This is a genomic window from Pseudoalteromonas sp. J2K-J031, assembly GCF_058197095.2.
This window is the reverse complement of sequence record NZ_CM200279.1, coordinates 906,271-926,977: the sequence shown is the minus strand read 5'-3', so window position 1 is coordinate 926,977 and position 20,707 is coordinate 906,271. Positions and strand designations below refer to the sequence as shown.

The 20,707-nt window shown below is 38.3% G+C and carries 14 protein-coding genes, 7 tRNA genes and 1 pseudogene; 9 read left to right on the top strand and 13 right to left on the bottom strand.

The window, feature by feature from the left end; genetic code table 11:
- Position 1: 1 nt before the first annotated feature.
- Genes AC3KZC_RS04245 through AC3KZC_RS04235 form a run of 3 tightly spaced genes read left to right on the top strand, consistent with a single transcriptional unit; the run spans position 2 to position 3,662 of the window.
- Positions 2-1,291: an FAD-binding protein gene (locus AC3KZC_RS04245; protein ID WP_490580246.1), complete on the top strand. Its 1,290-nt coding sequence runs from the start codon at positions 2-4 to the stop codon at positions 1,289-1,291.
- Positions 1,292-1,296: 5 nt separating this feature from the next.
- Positions 1,297-2,034, top strand: a complete 738-nt coding sequence (locus AC3KZC_RS04240) for an SDR family oxidoreductase (protein ID WP_490580245.1) — start codon at positions 1,297-1,299, stop codon at positions 2,032-2,034.
- Entirely contained in the window at positions 2,031-3,662 is a 1,632-nt protein-coding gene (locus tag AC3KZC_RS04235; protein ID WP_490580244.1) for a hypothetical protein, read from the top strand. Before AC3KZC_RS04240 ends, AC3KZC_RS04235 begins: the two co-directional genes overlap by 4 nt.
- 310 nt (positions 3,663-3,972) lie before the next feature.
- On the opposite strand, the pseudogene AC3KZC_RS04230 reads toward AC3KZC_RS04235, so the two are convergent.
- From AC3KZC_RS04230 to AC3KZC_RS04215, 4 genes and pseudogenes are all read right to left on the bottom strand, one after another.
- Positions 3,973-4,177 (bottom strand): annotated as a pseudogene (locus AC3KZC_RS04230) (transposase); the annotation flags it as partial.
- Between the two features lie 175 nt (positions 4,178-4,352).
- The gene (locus AC3KZC_RS04225; RefSeq protein ID WP_490580243.1) at positions 4,353-7,481 is read right to left on the bottom strand and encodes an efflux RND transporter permease subunit; all 3,129 of its coding nucleotides are present in this window, start codon (positions 7,479-7,481) and stop codon (positions 4,353-4,355) included.
- 42 nt (positions 7,482-7,523) lie between these two features.
- Positions 7,524-8,819, bottom strand: coding sequence for an efflux RND transporter periplasmic adaptor subunit (locus tag AC3KZC_RS04220; protein ID WP_490580242.1), 1,296 nt, complete (start codon positions 8,817-8,819; stop codon positions 7,524-7,526).
- A 4-nt stretch (positions 8,820-8,823) separates the two neighbouring features.
- Positions 8,824-10,221: an efflux transporter outer membrane subunit gene (locus AC3KZC_RS04215; protein WP_490580241.1), complete on the bottom strand. Its 1,398-nt coding sequence runs from the start codon at positions 10,219-10,221 to the stop codon at positions 8,824-8,826.
- Positions 10,222-10,530: 309 nt separating this feature from the next.
- On the opposite strand from AC3KZC_RS04215, the gene AC3KZC_RS04210 reads away from it, so the two are divergent.
- Both AC3KZC_RS04210 and AC3KZC_RS04205 read left to right on the top strand, forming a co-directional pair.
- The gene (locus AC3KZC_RS04210) at positions 10,531-10,839 is read left to right on the top strand and encodes a hypothetical protein (RefSeq protein WP_490580240.1); all 309 of its coding nucleotides are present in this window, start codon (positions 10,531-10,533) and stop codon (positions 10,837-10,839) included.
- Between the two features lie 131 nt (positions 10,840-10,970).
- Positions 10,971-11,300 (top strand): hypothetical protein, encoded by a 330-nt coding sequence (locus tag AC3KZC_RS04205; protein ID WP_490580239.1) that lies wholly within the window; start codon positions 10,971-10,973, stop codon positions 11,298-11,300.
- Positions 11,301-11,671: 371 nt separating this feature from the next.
- Here the strand turns inward: AC3KZC_RS04205 and AC3KZC_RS04200 are convergent.
- From AC3KZC_RS04200 to AC3KZC_RS04170, 7 genes are all read right to left on the bottom strand, one after another.
- Positions 11,672-11,747: transfer RNA gene (locus AC3KZC_RS04200), tRNA-Phe, on the bottom strand.
- A 50-nt stretch (positions 11,748-11,797) separates the two neighbouring features.
- A tRNA-Thr gene (locus tag AC3KZC_RS04195) sits at positions 11,798-11,873 on the bottom strand.
- A gap of 34 nt (positions 11,874-11,907) precedes the next feature.
- Positions 11,908-11,983 (bottom strand) — tRNA-Phe (locus tag AC3KZC_RS04190).
- Positions 11,984-12,032: 49 nt separating this feature from the next.
- A tRNA-Thr gene (locus tag AC3KZC_RS04185) sits at positions 12,033-12,108 on the bottom strand.
- A gap of 34 nt (positions 12,109-12,142) precedes the next feature.
- Positions 12,143-12,218, bottom strand: a tRNA-Phe gene (locus tag AC3KZC_RS04180).
- A gap of 50 nt (positions 12,219-12,268) precedes the next feature.
- Positions 12,269-12,344, bottom strand: a tRNA-Thr gene (locus AC3KZC_RS04175).
- A 74-nt stretch (positions 12,345-12,418) separates the two neighbouring features.
- A tRNA-Phe gene (locus AC3KZC_RS04170) sits at positions 12,419-12,494 on the bottom strand.
- A 463-nt stretch (positions 12,495-12,957) separates the two neighbouring features.
- Here AC3KZC_RS04170 and AC3KZC_RS04165 point away from each other — a divergent pair.
- On the top strand, positions 12,958-15,531 hold the full coding sequence (locus tag AC3KZC_RS04165) for a hybrid sensor histidine kinase/response regulator (protein WP_490579659.1): 2,574 nt from the start codon (positions 12,958-12,960) through the stop codon (positions 15,529-15,531).
- Positions 15,532-15,576: 45 nt separating this feature from the next.
- Here AC3KZC_RS04165 and AC3KZC_RS04160 read toward each other — a convergent pair whose 3' ends face one another.
- Together AC3KZC_RS04160 and mutY are read right to left on the bottom strand one after the other, a co-directional pair.
- A complete protein-coding gene (locus AC3KZC_RS04160) occupies positions 15,577-15,843 on the bottom strand; it encodes an oxidative damage protection protein (RefSeq protein WP_009838564.1) in 267 nt (88 codons plus the stop codon).
- 28 nt (positions 15,844-15,871) lie between these two features.
- Entirely contained in the window at positions 15,872-16,942 is a 1,071-nt protein-coding gene (mutY, locus tag AC3KZC_RS04155) for an A/G-specific adenine glycosylase (RefSeq protein WP_490579658.1), read from the bottom strand.
- A 130-nt stretch (positions 16,943-17,072) separates the two neighbouring features.
- Here mutY and trmB point away from each other — a divergent pair, with 130 nt between their 5' ends.
- From trmB to AC3KZC_RS04140, 3 genes are all read left to right on the top strand, one after another.
- The gene (gene trmB / locus AC3KZC_RS04150) at positions 17,073-17,798 is read left to right on the top strand and encodes a tRNA (guanosine(46)-N7)-methyltransferase TrmB (protein ID WP_490579657.1); all 726 of its coding nucleotides are present in this window, start codon (positions 17,073-17,075) and stop codon (positions 17,796-17,798) included.
- 64 nt (positions 17,799-17,862) lie between these two features.
- Positions 17,863-18,894 carry a methyltransferase gene (locus AC3KZC_RS04145; protein WP_490579656.1) on the top strand — a complete coding sequence of 344 codons (1,032 nt, stop codon included), beginning with the start codon at positions 17,863-17,865 and terminating at the stop codon, positions 18,892-18,894.
- A gap of 193 nt (positions 18,895-19,087) precedes the next feature.
- Positions 19,088-20,707, top strand: coding sequence for a sensor histidine kinase (locus tag AC3KZC_RS04140; protein ID WP_490579655.1), 1,620 nt, complete (start codon positions 19,088-19,090; stop codon positions 20,705-20,707).

Genomic DNA, 20,707 nt, shown 5'->3' with positions numbered 1-20,707 from the left:
AATGAAAAAGATGACCAGTTGGGGGAAATATCCACTTATTGATGCGAATATTAGTGCACCTTCAACATGTAAAATGTTGGCTAATGAAAAGCAAACCGGTATAGCACGAGGCTTAGGTCGTAGCTACGGTGATAGCGCGCTTTCAGAAAATATTGTAATAGTTGATCAATTAAATCACTTTATCTCATTCGAGGAGAATACAGGGCTGCTTCGCTGTGAAGCTGGTGTTTCACTCGATGATATCCTAATGAACTTTGTCCCTAAAGGGTGGTTTTTATCAGTCACCCCAGGCACAAAATTCGTTACTGTTGGTGGAGCTATTGCCAGTGATGTTCACGGAAAAAATCACCACGTAGAAGGAAGTTTTAGTGATCATGTAATTTCGTTAACTCTTATCATTAATAGGCAAGAAATCACTTGCTCAAGAGAAGAAAACTCAGACTTATTCCACGCTACCTGTGGAGGAATGGGGCTCACAGGTATTATCACGGAAGCAACATTTAAATTGAAACCGATAACAAGTGCCTACATTAATCAGAAAGTCATCAAAGCTAAAAATCTTGATACTGCTTTAGAGCTCTTTGAGCAATATCATAATGTAACTTACTCAGTTGCTTGGATAGATTGTCTTTCTACAGGCGACAACCTTGGTCGTTCATTGGTGATGCTCGGTGAGCACGCAGTGAAAGGCGAGCTAACCACGCATAAAAGCAGTTTATTAAATATGCCGTGTGATATGCCTGTTTTTTTGTTGAACAAATACACTATACAGGCATTTAATTCAGCTTATTACAACAAGCAATTGAAAGAAGAAGTCAATAATACCATTCATTATGATTCATTTTTTTATCCGCTTGATGGTATCAATAACTGGAATCGTATGTATGGCAAAAATGGCTTTACACAGTATCAATTTGTTATCCCTAAAGTTGCAGGAAAAGAAGGCTTAACAGAAATTCTTGAAGCTATTGCTGAGTCAAAGCTGGGATCTTTTCTCGCTGTCTTGAAGGTGTTTGGTGAAGGTAACAAAAATTATTTATCTTTCCCTATAGAAGGTTATACACTAGCGCTCGATTTTAAGCTGAACGATAAGCTATTTGTATTGCTTGATCGCTTAGACATTATCGTAAGAAAATATGAAGGGCGTTTATACCTAACTAAAGATGTAAGAATGTCAGAAGATATGTTTAAGGTTGGTTACCCTCAGTGGGAAGAGTTTCAAACATTAAGAAATAAATATGGTGCAGTTGAACAGTATTACTCGCTCCAGTCTAAAAGGATAGGATTGTAAGAATCGTGAAAAATATTATTATTATTGGGGCTACATCAGCGATAGCAAAGGAAGTTGCCAAGCTATATGCTATAGATCGTGCGAATCTTTACCTCATTGCCAGAGATACTGAAAAACTTGATATCATTAAGCAAGACTTGACTGTAAGAGGTGCAAATTCTGTCTATGCTGTACCGTTTGATGCAAGTAATTTTTACACTCATGAAGCGCTTATTGAACAAGCATTCTCTACACTAGGTCATGTTGATGTGTTGTTGGTTGCTCATGGAAGCCTTCCTAATCAAGAGTTATGCCAAAATAGCCCTATAAAAACTATAGAAGAGTTAAATATCAATGGTGTCAGTATCATTTCTCTTGTTACTAGTGCTGCCAATAAAATGGAGCTACAAAAATCAGGTAGTATTGCAGTGATCACCAGTGTTGCAGGTGATCGAGGTAGACAGTCCAACTATGTTTACGGTGCAGCAAAAGGTATGGTTTCTACTTTTTTGCAAGGGCTTGGTCAGAGACTTAGTAAATCAGGTATCTACGTTCTTGATATCAAACCTGGATTTGTTGACACACCAATGACTGCTGAGTTTGAGAAAGGTCTATTATGGGTAAAACCTGAGAAAATAGCTAAAATTATCAAAGAAAGAATAATAAATAAAAGCTCCTTTTCTTATACGCCTGCTTTTTGGTTTATCATAATGATGATTATTAAGCTAATTCCTAAGTTTCTATTTAATAAGTTGAGTTTATGATCTCTAAATTTAAATGGCACTTAATAACTCTAGCTGCATTCATAGTTACTATCTTTTTAACACGTTTTGGTTTTGAGGACTCTGATACGGGGTTTATTGTAGGTCTTGGATGGAGAGCTTTAAATGGCGAAATTCCTTATTTAGATTATTCTTATGTTCGACCTCCAATATCTATCATTCATAGCTATCTCATAATGCTATTCTTCCCTGAAGACTATCAGTTTCTTATATCAAGAATATTCTCTTCAATACTACTTATATCGTCAGTTCTATTATTTATAACTGCTGTTGATAATCAATATGAGCTAAAAGAGTATAAAATAAAAATTATACTCTGTTCCTTCTTATTATCACAGTATTGTTTATCAACAATGATGTTATGGCATACTATAGACGGTATTTTTTATGCAAGCCTAGGAGTTTATTTTACATCTCTATTTTCTAAAAAAAGAAATATTACTTACCTAATACTTGCAACTGTTTCATTTTGTTTATCGGTACTTGCCAAACAGAATTTTTTAGCTCCGTTGATGTTGTTTATTCTACTAAGTATAGTAATACATAAGAAAAAATCATTATATGCAGTAATGGCAAGTGTTATTTTTTTTCTTTGTGTACATTATATTTTTGAAGTCATTGGAGTGTCATCAAAGTTTTACAGTTCCATATCTGGCAAAACTCAATTAATTGATATTCTGAACAGCTCTGTTTTCCCCTATATAAATTGGATTAGCTCAAAATATTTTTTAGCATTAGCTTTACTTAGTTTGATTTTTACTTTTTTCCTTAAAAAATTTACAAAAAAAAGTAAAGATATATATATTTTGTCATTGCCAATTTTAGGCTCGTTCTTATTTGTTATTTTTTATAAATTTGGCGCAGTAGATCCAATTAGATTATTTAGGTTAGATCATTTTATTCCTTTTATAATAGCTTCTAATTTTATTTTTATTTTTATAAAATCTAAAGAGAAAACTAACTTAATTAATAAATATCAATTGCTAATATTAGGTTTATCAATATCTTGGTGTGCTGGTGTTAGCTGGGGGTTTAATTCCCCTTTATTATTTTCTGCTCCTATAATTGCTTATTTCTTTATAATAAAAAATAAGGTTGATAAGAGATTGGTTAATGTTATGTTACTAGTATCTTTCATTTATACTTTTAAGATATTAACTCCCTACAGAAACCCGACTATTGATGAGCTATCCTATGATATGGGCGATATCTCGAATAAATCATCAGGGATACTGGCATCTAGAGAAACATTAGAAAAATATCGTGAGTTAGCCAATTTAAACAATAAATATGATTTAGACACTAGTACTGTTTTTCCATCAATGCCTTTAGCTCATTATCTATTTAATAAAAATAACCCTTATTACATAGATTGGGCTATGGATATCGAGTCAAATTTAAGTAAAATTGAAAGCATCAATATTATTAATTCATGCTGTACTTATGTTTTTATTGAGAAAAAAAGAGTTGGTCATCCTATAGGCTTCCCGGGCACAAGATTCTACTCCTCCATTAGTGATTATGTTTTAAGTGAATGGAAACTTATTGAGGAGCTAGATTACTTCTCAGTTTACACAAAAAAGCCTATTGATAATCATGTATTAAATTAAAAAAGCTACTTTTAAGATCTGATAAATATTATTAATTAACCTCAGATCAGCATAAGCATATCTTTTTCAAGCCGAGCCACTTTAGCTCGGCTTTTTATCTTGAATGGTATGAGATAATACACCAGGGTGAGAACGTGAACATTTTATTAACAGCTAAGCCCTAATCACCTTATCTAAATATTCAGTGTCCATCGCAGCGCGGCGTTGTTTTCGTCGAAAGCGATCAATCAGGGGTTAGATCGCCCCACTCACGCTAAATCGGATGTAAAAAAATTGTCGCTAAATTTCACTTTCCAATTTCTTGGGATCAGATCTTTTTAAGGCCGGTATTTTCGGTTTCTAGCCCCTTCAATCTGGCCATCATGGACGCGTCCATGCAGCCAAACTTGGCGCGCCATTTATAGAAGGTAGCCGAACTCATACCATGCTCACGGCACAGGGCGCCTGCTTCGGCCTGCTTCGGCCTGCTTTAAGATTGCCAGTATTTGACTGTCGCTAAATTTTGATGTTTTCATGCGGAATCTCCTGCGTTTATGTTGCGAGTAAATTCTACTTCAGACGTCAGTTATTTTTAGGGGGTATTACCCTCAGGGTTACGTGATGCTCTCTAACGGTACCATTTAACTTGACCCCTACAAATTTACTAGAGGTCAACTCATAAATGTTAGCCTTGACCCCTAATATCTTTATCTAAGCGGGTTTATCTGCGCTGGAATAATCACCTATTTGACTCTTTTGAGAAAAAAGCCCTTTGAGCTTTTCTACCAATAAATAATTAACGGGGATCAGTAACAAGGTGATAAAGGTCGCAAATAAAATACCAAACCCTAACGAAACCGCCATAGGAATTAAGAACTGTGCTTGGGTCGATTTTTCAAATAATAACGGCATTAAACCAATAAAGGTGGTTAAGCTGGTGAGCATTACAGGGCGAAAACGCGATGCTCCCGCAGTGAGTACAGCATCCATTAACTCACGCCCTTCTGATCGTTTTTTATTAATAAAATCAACCAATACTAAAGAGTCATTCACCACCACGCCCACTAACGCGAGCATACCTAACAAACTCATAATGGTTAGTTCCATGCCCATAATCCAATGGCCCATTACGGCACCTATCATGCCAAATGGGATAACGCTCATCACAATTAAAGGCTGCAAATACGATTTAAACGGAATCGCGAGCAAGGCATAGATTATAAAAAACACAAATAATAACGCCCAAGTGAGAGAGTCAAACGACTCGCGTTGCTCTTTCGCTTCACCTTCTAATGAATGTGTCACACCAGGGTACTGCGCTACTAATTGATCTAAATACTCTTTTAAATCAGCTTGTAGCACTGTCATATTGGTTTTCTCTTTTTCAATATCCGCTCTTACATTCACAGTACGATAACGGTCAATACGGTAAATCGTGGTTGGGCTTTGCCCTGCCTTGAGCGTTGCAACATGCGACAATGGCACTGCACCGCCGCTTGGTGTATCAACTAAAATATTTTGTAAGTCGGCAATTGAGCGGCGCTCTTCAATCGGTAAACGCACCATCACGCGCACATCATCACGGCCGCGTTGAATACGTTGCACTTGCGAGCCAAAAAACGCGCTACGGACTTGGCTCGCAATGGCAACACGTGTGAGCCCCAGCGCTTGCCCTTGTGGTGTGAGCTCAATTTGCAGCTCTTGTTTACCATCTGACAAACTATCTGCGATATCAAACACTGTGGGGTAGGTAGCTAAACGCTCTTTTACGCGCGCTGCCACTTCTTTAAGCGTATCGAGGGATTGGCCATTTAACTGCACGTCAATAGGATCGGACGAGCGACCAATTTCAGCACGAAACGTTAAGCTTTCAGCTCCAGGGATCACCCCAATTAAATTACGCCATTCAGCCACAAGTTCACGAGAGGATATATCGCTTGAACGTTGCTCTGGTGGAATAATTTCAAAACGCACGCCACCGGAATTTGATGCCCCACCTCGCCCGCCTGTGGTCGCTAAAATATTCATGATGACACTTTTACCACTGTCTTCATCAATGTACTTTTCTTGTAGTTCATGTGCTTTGTCGGCCATTCTTAAAATGAATTTATTAGTCACTTCAAAAGGTGTACCCGCCGGCAGGGTTAAATTAACCCGCACCGTTTCACTTGGAATGCGCGGGAAAAAGATAAACTTAGTCCAACCGCTCGACATCAAGGCAATAATGACAAAGAAAATCCCGATAAAGCCCATTAAGGTGCTCATTTTGTGGCGTAAGACCACTTTGAGTAGCGGCTGGTAATAACGCAAAATGGCATTTTCAAAGCCATCAGCAAAGCGTTGTTGCAGTTGCTCTAACTTATTTGAATTTTGTTTTTCATGACGCATTTTTAAATATTTTAAATGCGCAGGCAGTACAAATTTAGACTCAATCAGTGAAAACAATAAAACAGGAATAACAATAAACGGAATTTGCGCAAACAATGCGCCACGCGCACCATCAATAAAGGCAAGCGGTAAAAAGGCCGCGACGGTGGTTAATACCCCAAACGTGACTGGCGTTGCGACTTCTTGTGTGCCGCGGATAGCCGCGAGCTCACCCGATTCAGCGGTTTTTAAATGGGTATACACGTTTTCGCCCGTCACAATCGCATCATCAACCACAATACCGAGCACTAAAATAAAACCAAATAAGCTCATGATATTGAGCGTGACGCCAAATATTGGCATGGCGATAAACGCGCCCATGAACGAAATGGGAATGCCAATAAACACCCAAAACGCTATGGCTGGGCGCAAAAACAAGGTTAACAACGCCAACACTAAAATACCGCCTTGTAAGGCATTGGAGGTCAGGGTTGCAATACGATTTTTAACAACTTGAGAGTCATCATCCCAAAAACTCAGTTCAAATCCTTGTGGCAAGGAGTCTTGACGTTGTTCAATATATTGTTTTACTTCATCAGCGACCTCAATGGCACTTTGCTGACCAATACGGTAGACATCAATAAAGGCCGCCTGCTTGCCATTAAAACGGGTGCGTACTGGGGTTTCTTCAAAATCATCTTTTATGATCGCAATGTCACTTAAGCGAATAATTGAACCATCAGGATTGGTTTTAATCGCTATTTTGGCAAATTCATCTTTGCGATACGCTTGGCCTTTTGAGCGAATAAGAACGTCACCCCCTGAGGTTTTTAAATTACCCGCTGAAACATCGGTACTTGAGTTGCCAATTGCCGCAGCCACTTCTTTTAACGATAAATCGTATTGACGCAGGCTATCTTGTGAGATTTCAACGGCTATTTCGTAATCTCGTACGCCACTTAAACTAACCTGAGTCACATTGGGTAAGCGTAGTAAATCGTCGCGCACTGTTTCGGCAAATTCGCGGGTTTCTTTTTCACCATAGAGGCTGGCAACCGTCACGGCTATTACTTCACGTTTGCGCTCAGCTAAGGCTACGATTGGCTTTTCAGCATCCGCAGGAAAGGTATTAATTGCATCAACCCGACTTTTAATATCGGCAAGCATTTCACGGGGATCGTAACCGGTATCAACCTCAATTGTGACCGATGCTGAGCCTTCAGATGAACGGCTCGATATTTGTTTTACCCCTTCTAAATCTTGCACTGCTTCTTCAATTCTAATTGCAACGCCTTGCTCGGTATCTTCAGGGGTGGCACCGCGTAACGAGACACTGATACTAATACGATCGGTTTGAAATGAGGGAAAAACCTCTAAAGGAATTTTAGTTGAAAGACTAAAAAGCCCAGCGAGCAAAATACAAATCATGAGTAAATTTGCGGCAACATGATTTCGAGCAAACCAAGCAATCATACTTTAACCCCTTGATATTTATTTGTTATACCGAAATTCATTTTATTGACCTTCTTTTTCAGCACGGGCTTTTTTGCGCTCGGCCATTAACTGCTCCACGGTGATCCCCCGCTCTTTGGCCATTTGCTCAAGCTTGGCTCTACGTGCAGCTTTATCATCTTGTGGCGCAGCACCAGAGGTTTCATTTTGTACTTTCACTGGCGTGCCAGAACTCACTTGCCCAAGGGGTGTTAGTACTAATTGTTCGCCCTTTATCAGGCCGTCAGCCACAATAGCATGCTCCGCATTTTGCCAACTTAACGTGATATCTTTACGCTTTAACACACCATTTTCGACGGTGTAGACATAACTACCCTGATAAATCGCGCTGTTAGGGATCACAATCACATCAGAGAGTGTTTTACCTTTAATTTTGGCGCTGACATATTGGCCAATTTTAATCGGTGAAATTTGATTTAATTTTGCTTGATACGGGTCGTCAATTTGCGCCACCACATAAAGTTGCTGTGACTGGCTATCAATCGCACTTTCGGTGCGAACAACTTGCCCTTGCCATGTTTGTGCTTGTACTAAATCGGATTTAAAGGTGACATGGCTGCCAACGGGGGTTTGTGCGACATCGCGATACTGCTCTGGTAATTCGATAAGTTGTAAATCTTTATTTTTGATTGGTAGACGAATCTCAACATAATCAACTGCATAAATATCAGCAAGCTGGGTATTGTTATTCACGACCTGACCTAAATCGACGCGTTTCTTTAAAATACGCCCTGCATACGGCGCAATAATTTGGGTGCGCTCTAAGGTGAGTTGTGCTTTTTCAAGTTGCGCCTCAGCTGATAAGACCTTGGCTTTCGCTGCTTCTAATTGCGGTTCACGCAAAACTAAGGCATTAGCTTGTTGGCCATTGCCTAGGCGTTGCCAATCTGCCAGCGCTTGTTTTACTCGTGCTTGCTCTTCAAATAAGGCTTGCTTGGCCGACATCAAGCTAGATTGCGCAATTTTTACTTCGGCTTTGTGATCTCTGTCATCAAGCTTGACTAACACATCACCGGCCTCAAAAAAACCACCATCACGAAACTGACTGCTAACGTCGTTAATCTGACCACTGGCTTGTGCAACAAGCACGCTTTGTGTACGCGGCTGCACAACGCCAAAACTATCAATGATCACCTCAAAAGTTTGGCCATTAATAAGCTGCGTCTCAACAGACATTTGAGCTGGTTTTGCCGCCATACCACGGGCTGGTTTTGGTGGGTTTTTAACAATAAGTGCGATAAGGGCCACTGAAGCAAGAACTACAACAAAAGGTAACGTGTTTTTTTTATTTAATTTCATACTGTTACTTACTCTCTACAGATTCAGATGGCACATCAAATGCACCACCTAACGCTAGGTGTAAATTAATCCGATTGCTTAGCAACTGACTTTTTATTTGAATGACGGAACTTTGTGCATCAAACGCACGCTTTTGCGATTCAAGCACTGTGGTGTATTCAACTAAACCACTTTGATACTGCTCAAAGGCCAAGGTTTGTGCAGCTTCAGCATTTTCTTTTGCGCGTACGGTCGTGATATATCGCTGCTGCAAGCTTTGCTCTGTCGTGAGCCCATTTTCAACATCACTAAACGCATTAAACAAAGTATCTAGGTAATTTTGTTCGCTGATTTGACGCTCTAAACGAGCGCGCTCTTGTTCTGCGGCTAATTTACCCGCATTAAAAATAGGGGCTGTTATATTGCTAACTAATGACCATGCAAGCGAGCTTGGCGACAACAACTCTTTGAGATCGGAGTCACTATTGCCCAATGATCCGGTTAATTTTAATGCTGGAAAACGTTGTTTGTGGGCATAAGCGACATTGGCATCTTTAGCTAACAACTGATACCAACTGGCAACCAATGCAGGCTTTTGAGTTAATAGATTAGCTGGCAAGCCTAAACTAATGGTGCTTTCGAGTTTGGGCAGGTCGGCGTTTACGGTTAACTCACCCGCAGGATAAGCGCCTGTAAATCGCTCTAAAATGCGCTTTGCTTTTATCAACTCAGCTTGTTGTGTTGCTACTCGCGACAGTTCGTTATTTACTTCATTACGGGTTAAATACACATCAAGAGCCGAATTTAGGCCTTGCTCATAACCAGAGGCAATAATATGTAAGTTTTGCTCAGAATTAGTAGCTCGTTTTTGATACAACTTTAATAATTGCTCAGCCTCAATCACTTTAAACCAAGCGCTTGCTACTTGCGCTACTAAGGTTTGCTTGGATTGTGTGAATTGCGCTTGTTCTGCTAAAAAGTCTAAATTTGCTTGGCGATCGGCATCTGATAACTTTCCCCATAAATCAAGTTCATAACTCAGGTTTAAATTTAAAGAATGAGTTGTGCTCAGCGCTTCTGTTTGGGTATTTTTAGTGCGCGATGAGCGTAGTGACATATCAAATGAAGGCCAAAATACAGCACCACTGACAATCAGTTGCTGCTCTTTGATTGCGACTTGTAATGCTTTAGCTTGCAAAGCATGGTTTTTACTTAATGCTTGTTGCACTAATTGCACTATTTGTTCGTCACCAAATTGGGCTAACCAGTTATCTTGCACAGCCATAGAATCCGACTTTTGCCGCCAATCTGCAGGTAAATCGATCGATTCTTGATAATTTTCGGCTAACTTAGGAATACTCATACAACCTGATAAAGCCAAGCAAAGACTTAATGCGATGGGTTTTTTTAATAAAACGCCCATTTAATTTTCCTGTTAGTAATTAATGCAGACTCACTAAGTGTACTGGGTCAGTTTCTTAGCACTCAACAAACTTTACATACACTTACATTCAGCTTGTTAATTTAGATCAATTTCAACAAAAAGTTATTTACATTTTTTAAACTTGAATTAACAAAAACAATCCCAATCTCACAACAAGACAACGTATTACAACCTAATTAATCTAAGTGGTAAAATTCAAAAAAGCAGCAACTTAAGGAGTTGCGACGAAGAGCTGAGAGTGGAATCAATGGTTATTTAGTAGATTTAACATTACACAGGAAATAGACCGTGTTACTTAAATGGATTTATATATTTTTAAGCGCATGCTTTATTGCAAGTGGTTGTTATCACGACAGCAATCATGACAACACAATACAAAAAAGTGTCTATCATGCTGAGCAGCTACAAAAACCAAGTTCGACCTGTGCTTTATTAACGTTAAAAAACAAACAGGCATTAGCGATACCCAATGTCTTTAATAGTCTCGTAACTCAAATAACTGACTTTTATAGTGTTATTTATCCACCAAACCAAATAACCCATTACGCATCATTTTTACAGCGCTTTTTAATTAAAAAACAACTGCAAATCCAATAACTCAGCACTGTGCCTTTAAATAATTATCGAGTGAGTTTGTCAGGTGACCTCAATAGAGCACCTAATTTCACTGCTTGATAGCTATTCCAACCTCACATTCAATTTAAACCACCTATCACATCGAGATGGCTATGATCATTGCGCATTTTTATATTTGCACTCTTTTTTATGCAATAACACCTTATTTTACTGAGCAAAATATACTAGAGCTCACACTCTTAATTATTTACATGTTACCGATAAGCTTTTTTATACTTTTATCATTTAGTTTCAGCCCATTAATTAAAGCGGCAAAAAAACAAAAGGCACTGGCCTTTGCTTTAGGCTCTTTAGTACAAATGGTGGTGCCAGACCCTTATGTTGAACGAACAATAAAAATTGTTGTTGAACAAAAACAAACTAAACGAAGCCAAGTGCAAGCAAAAGAAAGAGAAAGAGAAAGAGAAGGTAAATCACCCTAGTAAAGGATAAATACCCACCTAGACGACTGATTTAAAAACGAACAACGTTAGATTAACACGCAATAGGCCCGCTATTGACGCGTTGATCTGTCTAGCAACTTTTAAATGTCGAAGGAAAAAGATAAACAACAGAGGCTATACCAATCGACATAAATATTTGAACAATTTAACGAATTAAATCACGCTATAACGTCGTTAAAAATTTTTTATTTAGAACAACTAGATATAAAAATTTTTGCCTAGTTATAGCGCAATTTTCTTGTCATTAAATAGACCCCATATCTACGCAGATTGGTATTAAATATAAAAATGAATACTTTTAATATTTTTTGGACATAAAAAAAGCCAAACATTTGTTTGGCTTAAATTAATGGTGCCTCGACCCGGAATCGAACCAGGGACACGAGGATTTTCAATCCTCTGCTCTACCGACTGAGCTATCGAGGCACATAACTGTGCAGGCTTTACGCCTTTCTAACATAAGGCTAGATAATAAATGGTGCCGATTAACCGAGTCGAACGGTTGACCTACTGATTACAAGTCAGTTGCTCTACCAGCTGAGCTAAATCGGCACACTAATTTTTTCATTAATCTTTGGTAGATTAATGGTGCCTCGACCCGGAATCGAACCAGGGACACGAGGATTTTCAATCCTCTGCTCTACCGACTGAGCTATCGAGGCACATAACTGTGCAGGCTTTACGCCTTCTAACATAACGTTAGATAATAAATGGTGCCGATTAACCGAGTCGAACGGTTGACCTACTGATTACAAGTCAGTTGCTCTACCAGCTGAGCTAAATCGGCACACTAATTCGTTCATTAATCTCTGGTAGATTAATGGTGCCTCGACCCGGAATCGAACCAGGGACACGAGGATTTTCAATCCTCTGCTCTACCGACTGAGCTATCGAGGCACATAACTGTGCAGGCTTTACGCCTTTCTAACATAATGTTAGATAATAAATGGTGCCGATTAACCGAGTCGAACGGTTGACCTACTGATTACAAGTCAGTTGCTCTACCAGCTGAGCTAAATCGGCACACTAAAACGGTATGTACTATTGCAAGTACGTTATGACGCTAAAAGCACCAAAACTTAATTTATCACTAAGGATGGTGCCCAGACCCGGAATCGAACCAGGGACACGAGGATTTTCAATCCTCTGCTCTACCGACTGAGCTATCTGGGCATGCGGCGTATTAGACGTTTTTTGCTTTTCTAAGTCAACACCTTTTTTATCAACAAAGTTCGTTTGCGCAATTTTCAAACGAAGTGACTATTAAGTGATTCATTATTAGAGAAATAGCATTAAATTATCTCCTAATGAAAATGTTTTTACTATGCTCTTATAGGCGAGTGCCTATCATAATTAACTCAAAAGTGTTGTATAAAACAAAATAGTACTAAAGTTTTCAATAAAAATAATCACTTAGTATTAGACTCAATCAATAAATTACAATATATTCGTACAAATTATGCGGGTATAAAAATAAAACAACTAGGGAATATCAACAAATATGAATCGTCGATCTCTTTTTCCAATTAAAGGATTGCACAGCTTAATAGCTATATTATTTGTCTTAAACTCCAGTCTCATTTATTTGAGCTCCACTTTTTTTCCAGCAGATCATCACGACCTTAACGAAGCTCACTTGATTGATATAGCCGATAAAATAGACAGACCTTTAGCTGATTCAATCAACTTATTTGGCTACAATACTGCAATTCAAATTCTCTTCTCTGCCAAAGCAATTAATCCCTCATTGAATTTTCACCTATACAAAAAAAATAAAAATGATGAATTACAATTGGTTAGTCAAACTTTAACCAAAGAATTATTTCCATCTTTGTTAAATAAAACAATTGATCTACCAGGCCTTCTCACAAGGCAGCATTTATTAGAAATAAACGGTAATGTGATGGGGTTATTAGTCATTGAATACACCCGCACTGAAAAGAGCTTCACGCTATTTTGGTTGATGCTAAGTTTGAGTGTGGCTGTATTAATCATAAGCCTTATTACTGTGCCTCTTTTTGTAAACAAACGAATTAAAGAAAATACAACGCGTTTAGAAGGTGAAATTAATCTGATCACAGATAAAAAAGATTATCATTTAACCGTCTCGACCGACTTAGGCATTGGTCTAAATAAAATTGCTGAGCTTATCAACCAATTACTCAATAGCGTAAAAGAAAGTGAAGCTCTACATTTAGCGGCTGAAGATAAACTGCACGGCTTGCAACTGAGTTTAGAAAATCAAGTTCTGACTCGTACTCAGGAGCTTGAAAAAGCCATTACCAGCGTTAAACAAGCGAATGAAACCAAAACCACCTTTTTAGCAACAATGAGTCATGAAATTCGTACCCCAATGAACGGTATTATTGGTACGATTGATTTACTCAGACACACCGAATTATCTGGCCCTCAAGTTCGTCTAAGCAGCATTATTCGAGACTCCGCCTTTTCGTTACTCAGTATTTTGGATGATATTCTTGATTTTTCTAAGATTGAAGCCGGCAAACTAAAAGTTGATTTAATTCCACTTTCTGTACAACAAATTGTTGAAGAAGTAGCGCGGGTTATGTCTTCAATCGCACATAAAAATGGCTTAGAACTCAATTTATTCATCGATCCGAATATTCCAGAAGGGTTACTCGGAGATCCTATTCGGGTACGCCAAGTTATATATAACTTATGCAGTAACGCAATCAAGTTCACAAGTTCTACTGATAATAAAAAAGGCAAAGTATCGATAGATGTCACGTTGAGCCAAAAAACACATGACTTTAATACTGTTGATTTCAAAATCAGCGATAACGGCCTTGGCATGACCAAGCAACAACTTGGCCGTATTTTTCAACCTTTTAGCCAAGCTGAAGATAGTATTACTCGTGAATTTGGTGGAACGGGCCTTGGTTTATCAATTTGTAAAAGCTTAACTGAGCTCATGTATGGCCAAATTAAAGTATCGAGTGAGCCAGGAATTGGTAGTGAATTTTTAATTTCAATTCCATTTACTTTGAGTGATGAGGCTAAAGTTGAGCATAAAAACCGTTTAAAAGGCAAACACATTGCCTTTTATAGCCCTGATAAATTAAAAAATCAGCAAGTGAAACACTATTTGGATTTTTTAGGCGCGACTGTTTTTGAATTTACCAACATTGAAAGCACGGAAAGCTGGCAAACAACAGATAAACTTATTTGGTTACTTGATGGCGTCAGCGATATGGAGGTAATCAATAAACAATTACGCCGTTTAGCATACTTATTAGAAGAGCATAACCAACAAGTGATTGTGCTTAGCAAGCTAAGTGAAGCCAAGTTAACATGCAAAAATGTATTTTATTTAAACGCACTGCCTTTATGTAAAAGTAACTTATTTAATTCATTATTAATTGCTGCGGGCTTACACCAACCCAAAGCCAGTCAGTTAGCAAAATCAATTAATCAATATCAATCAGGCGAACGTGCAATAAAAAACAGCCAACTTGTTTTGCTCGTTGAAGACAATATCATGAATCAACAAGTGATCACCGAACAGCTTCATTTATTAGGTTATGGTGTAGAAGTTGCTAACGATGGTGAACAAGGTTTTGAGATGTGGCAAAAAGGTAATTACTCGTTAATTTTAACTGATTTGCATATGCCAAAAATGTCAGGGTACGACTTAGCTAAGCGCATTCGCCAAGAGGGCCCGTATCGTACCGACTTAGTCAAAGATAGTATTATTATCGCCATTACAGCAAATGCGCTCAAAGGAGAGCGCGAAAAGTGCTTATCTTTTGGTATGAATGATTACATCACCAAACCAGTTGAATTAAATGTATTAGAAAAAATAGTTGCTCAATGGCTACCGATTGAAGCGCCAAAACAAGCACCTTCGCCAGTAAACCTAAAACGATTAACGTCTTATATCGGTGAAGATAAATCACAACACCAGCATTTTTTAACCATGTTCCTTGAGCATGGCAACAGTATTATTTTACAGATAAAAAATGCAGTAAAACATGATGAAATTGACGAAATACAAGCTGTTGCCCACCAATTAAAATCAATAGCCAACACTATCGGTGCTTATAAACTGGCAGAGTCGGCTGATTTGCTAGAGCTTGAATGTGAAAAACAAATGGTAGAACCACGTACTGTGGGCCATCTTAGAGATGATATCGAGCAACACTTTTTTGAAGTGCAAGAATACATCAATCAGTTGCTACAAAAAGAATAAATATGAGTCAGTAAAAATGTAAAAAGAGAGCTTTCGCTCTCTTTTTTATACCGGTTTGTAGCCTTCTATTTCGACATCTTTGCCTTCAAATAAAAAACCAACCATTTGTGTTTCTAAAAAACTACGGTGCTCTAAATCCATCATATTGAGGTGTTTTTCATTTATTAGCATGGTTTGTTTATGTTGCCACTGTGCCCATGCTTCTTTCGAAATATTGTTAAAAATTTTCTCACCAATTTCACCTGGGTAAAGTTGAAACCCTAAACCTTCGGCTTCTTTTTGTAATTTTTGACAAAAAACGGTACGTGCCATGGTATATCCTCAAAAGTCTAATTGGGGGTTATTCTAAAACCGTTTTCGGTTTAATGAAATCTTTTATCAGTTTCTTTGTTGGTGTTGCCAAACCGACTTTAGGCTGATGAGTTAAATCATACCAAAATTGACCAGTTTCATTGATACCCGCAGGCTCCATGCTTAGCTCAACAACAACTGGATTAATCGTTAATTTAAAGTGGCTAAATACATGGGTAAAACTATCTTGGTAAATTAATTGCTCACTGATTTGATGCTGAGCTAAATACGCTTGCATTAATTCTTGAGTCTCAAATTCAAAAAAGCAATGTAATCCCCCCCAAATACCGGCATTTGGGCGGCGCTCCATCAGCACACTTTGCTGATATTTTAAAATCAGCATGTAGCATGACTTTAATGGTACTACTTTTTTAGGTTTACTATGAGGAAATTGCTTCACTACATTATGCTGATACGAACCACATTCCTCTTTTAGTGGGCAAGGTTCACAGTCAAATTGGCTACGAGAACACAAACTTGAACCCAAATCCATCATTGCTTGGTTAAACTGGGTTACATTGTCCACAGGAGTGATTTGCTCAGACAGACGCCACAAAGTATTTTCAACCGCTTTGTTCCCATACCAGCCTTCAACCATAAAAAAACGCGCTAAAACACGTTTCACATTCCCATCTAAAATAGGGTGATGTTGCTGCAAAGATAGTGACAAGATAGCGCCGGCTGTTGAGCGTCCAATTCCTGGTAGCGCAATCACATCGTCTATTTTTATAGGAAACTGCCCGCCATAATTATCAACAATTAACTTTGCAGTTTTATGTAAATTACGCGCACGCGCATAATAACCAAGACCAGTCCAATGATGTAACACTTCATCTTCAGCTGCGAGGGCTAAGTCTTCAATCGTCGGGAAACGAACCATAAACCGTTCAAAATAGGGGATAACTGTAGCAACTTGAGTCTGTTGCAACATAATTTCAGAAACCCATACTTTATAAGGTGTTTTCGCCAGTTGCCAAGGCAATGTTTTGCGACCATAACACTCATACCAAGCAACCACTTGCTCTGAGAACCAAGTCGCTAATGACCGTTTAACTTCCACTTATTGATTCTTCACATAATAAATTTGTGCGCCAGTCTATTGCGCACGGCAAAAAGGTCAAGGTATTTACTTGTACTTGCGGGATCGAAAAGGGATAATATGCACCCAATTTTGCCCAGGTAATTTAGATATGAGTGAACAGCTTAAAAACTCGCTTGAACAAGCAGAGCAAGACGGAAAATTTATCCGCACCATCCGTAGTTTTGTTAAGCGTGAAGGCCGTTTGACTAAAGGCCAAGCATGCGCCATTGAAGAAAATTGGTCAAAAATGGGCTTAGAGCACAAAAATGGCTTATTAGACTTCACCCAAGTTTTTGGCAATGATAACGACGTCATTCTAGAAATTGGTTTTGGTATGGGCAAGTCACTTGTCGAAATGGCGAAAAATGCCCCAGATAAAAACTTTATTGGTATCGAAGTTCACCGCCCTGGTGTAGGGGCATGTTTAGGTGATGCTGCAGAAGCAGGTATTACAAATTTACGTGTATTCGAACATGATGCTATTGAAGTTCTTGCAGATTGTATAGCTGATGGCTCTTTGGCGGGTTTACAATTATTTTTCCCAGATCCTTGGCACAAAACACGCCATCATAAACGCCGAATTGTGCAACCCGCATTTGCCCAAAACTTGCGCACAAAACTTAAGCTAGGCGGTGTTTTTCATATGGCGACTGATTGGGAAAATTACGCAGAGCATATGCTTGAAGTAATGCAGGTTGCTGAGGGATATAAAAACTTATCTGAGCAAAACAATTACGTTCCACGCCCAGAGTTTCGCCCACTCACTAAGTTTGAGCAGCGCGGCCATCGCCTTGGTCATGGCGTGTGGGATTTAATGTTTGAGCGTATTGCTTAGCTCTGTATTTTAAAAAGCCATTTAACCTTTAAATGGCTTAATAACTACTATTATTGAGAGAAAAATGAGCCACCTATCAAATCCCAGCCAAGTATTACTTCGCAATCAAACGGCCCTTATTGCCGATTCAATCTTAGTAATTAACTTTGAGCAAGACGCGCTTCTCTCACAACTCGTAGACATTAACCCAAATAGCTCGATTACAGCGTTTACAAGTAATTTTGCCAACGCTAGCTGGGCTAATACCTTAACGAACGTTAATATTGTTTTAGACGCTCAATTACCGACATTATCACCTGATTTAATTATTTATTATTACCCGAAAGCAAAACCAGAAGCATTAATGTGCTTAGATAATATCGCCGCAATTAGCCACGAGCACACTCGATTATTAATCGTTGGTGACAACAAAGGTGGCGTAAAATCAGCTGAGAAACAACTCAAAAACAAAAGCATGTTTTGCAATAAAATTGACTCTGCTAGACATTGTAGTTTGTATCAATTTAGTGGGCTCACGCTGCAAGATAACTTTGAATTAACCAACTATCAAAAAACATTTAAAGTCACCATTGATGATACTACTATCGATGTGATCAGCCTGCCTGGTGTATTTAATCATGGTGAGCTAGATAGCGGCACGGCACTGTTACTTAAAACAATAACAACTCCAGAAGCTGGCACTGTACTCGATTTTGGTTGTGGTGCAGGTATTATTTCAGCTTATTTAGGAAAGAAGAATCCAAAGCTTGAGTTTGTTTGTATTGATGTCAGTGCATTTGCAACAATAGCAACTTCGATGACTCTTAAAGCAAATGGCGTAAAAGGAACAACCCTACTAAGTAATGGTTTAAGTGAACTCAATAATAAAGTGAATCACATTGTAACCAACCCTCCCTTTCATACGGGTTTGAATACTGATTATCAAATTACAGAAGGTTTTATAAAACAAGCAAAACAATTTATGCACCCCAAAGGAACATTAAATTTAGTCGCTAATAGCTTCTTAAAATATCAGCCATTTTTAGAACAAGAATTTGGGAGCTATACCCAAGTTGCAAAAAACAACCGCTTTACTGTTTATAATGCCTACAATTAGTTTTTAAAGATGTTTCATAGTAAAAGTAGCATCGTTAATTTTATCGACTCGAACTTGCAAAAATAACTAAGTCTATCTAATGTCTAGCTATATTTGCCACATCATTTTTGCCTTAGGTATTGTTATTGCTAATTAACCGATTTAGCTTTACCATCGAAAAAGTGAATTAAAACATAGGCTCCCCTATAACTATATGCTTGCTGTCGGCAATACCACTAGCATAAGAAAAGCGCTGATCAGAACGGTAATGCTGATCACCACCTTATGCCTTATTCTCTCTATTTCTGTATCGACCTACCTTGATATCGAAAAGCAACGAAGTTTTGCCCTAGAAAAATTAGTAACTTATGCCGACATCATTGCATTTAACGCTCAAGTATCGCTTTTATTTAACGATAGAGAAACTGAACAAAAGCGTTTAGAAGGCTTTAGAGCGGCAACTGTTATTGAAAATATTCACATATATAAAATCGATGAATTTACTGATGAAATTACTTTTTTCACCAGTTTTAACGCAACCAATATCCCTCCTGTTCCGACTCGTGAAAATAGATTAGTGAATGCCACAAAACCTATTTTTATCGAAAATCACATCGATATTGTTCGTCCAATTGCTTTTGAGGGGATCACCCAAGGTTATGTGTATATTCGAGGTGGCTTAGGCGCACTTAATAGTTATATCAAAGAAAAGCTTATAATAAATGTCGTTGTAGCCCTATCCGTTTTAAGCTTGGTTTTTTTGATTACTATTAGGATACAACGTCGCTTTACGCTGCCAATAGAAGCGCTATCAAAACTAGTTCAAGATGTGTCTCGTAATAAAAATTATGATGTGCATGCCCCTCACGCTGAAATATCAGAGCTTAACCAATTAGGTAACAATTTAAATATTCTTTTTTCGCGCACACAAAATCAATTAGAAAGACAGCGTAAAGATGAACAAGAAATTCGCCAACTTAATCAAAACCTTGAAGAAAAAGTTAACCACCGTACGATAGCACTCAAAGAAGCCAATCAAGAGCTTTTAAATACTCTTGAGCGTATGCATCAATATCAAAATAAAATTGTCGAAAATGAGAAAATGGCTTCATTAGGCCAAATGGTGGCAGGCGTTGCGCATGAAGTTAACACACCTATCGGACTTGGGGTTACCAGTTCAACCCTATTGAGAGATAAATTATTTGAAGTTCAAGCGGCATTTAAAAATAAAACGCTTACTGCATCACAAATGGAACGCTTCATAAACGATGGGATCGAGAACTTAGACCTTATTTATCGTAATTTAAATCGAGCTGCCAATTTAGTATCAAGCTTTAAACAAGTTGCAGTAAACCAAGATACGGAGCTGAGCACTAAGGTCAATATTCCTAAACTCTTTAACAATGTATTATTAACTATGAAACCAGAGCTCAGTGTTACAGAACATAAAGTGAGCATCAACTGCCCCGAGCAATTAATAATTAAATCAAAAGCAGGTCCTCTTCAGTTAATATTGCAAAATCTAATTAGCAATTCACTTATTCACGGCCTTAGCACAGAATTGCCTGGCAATATAAAAATCAATGTAAACCAGCATCAAAAAGGGATCAGAATTGATTATTTTGATGATGGGAAAGGAATGCCCAGCTTTATTCGTAAAAAAATATTTGACCCATTTGTAACAACTCGCCGAGGTGAAGGTGGCAGTGGCCTAGGTATGCATTTAGTTTATAACCTAGTAACACAAGCGCTTAATGGTTCAATTGTATTGATTGATGAACATGAAAAAGGCGTGCACTTTGTTATTGAACTACCTCTGGATGAGGGGCGATAA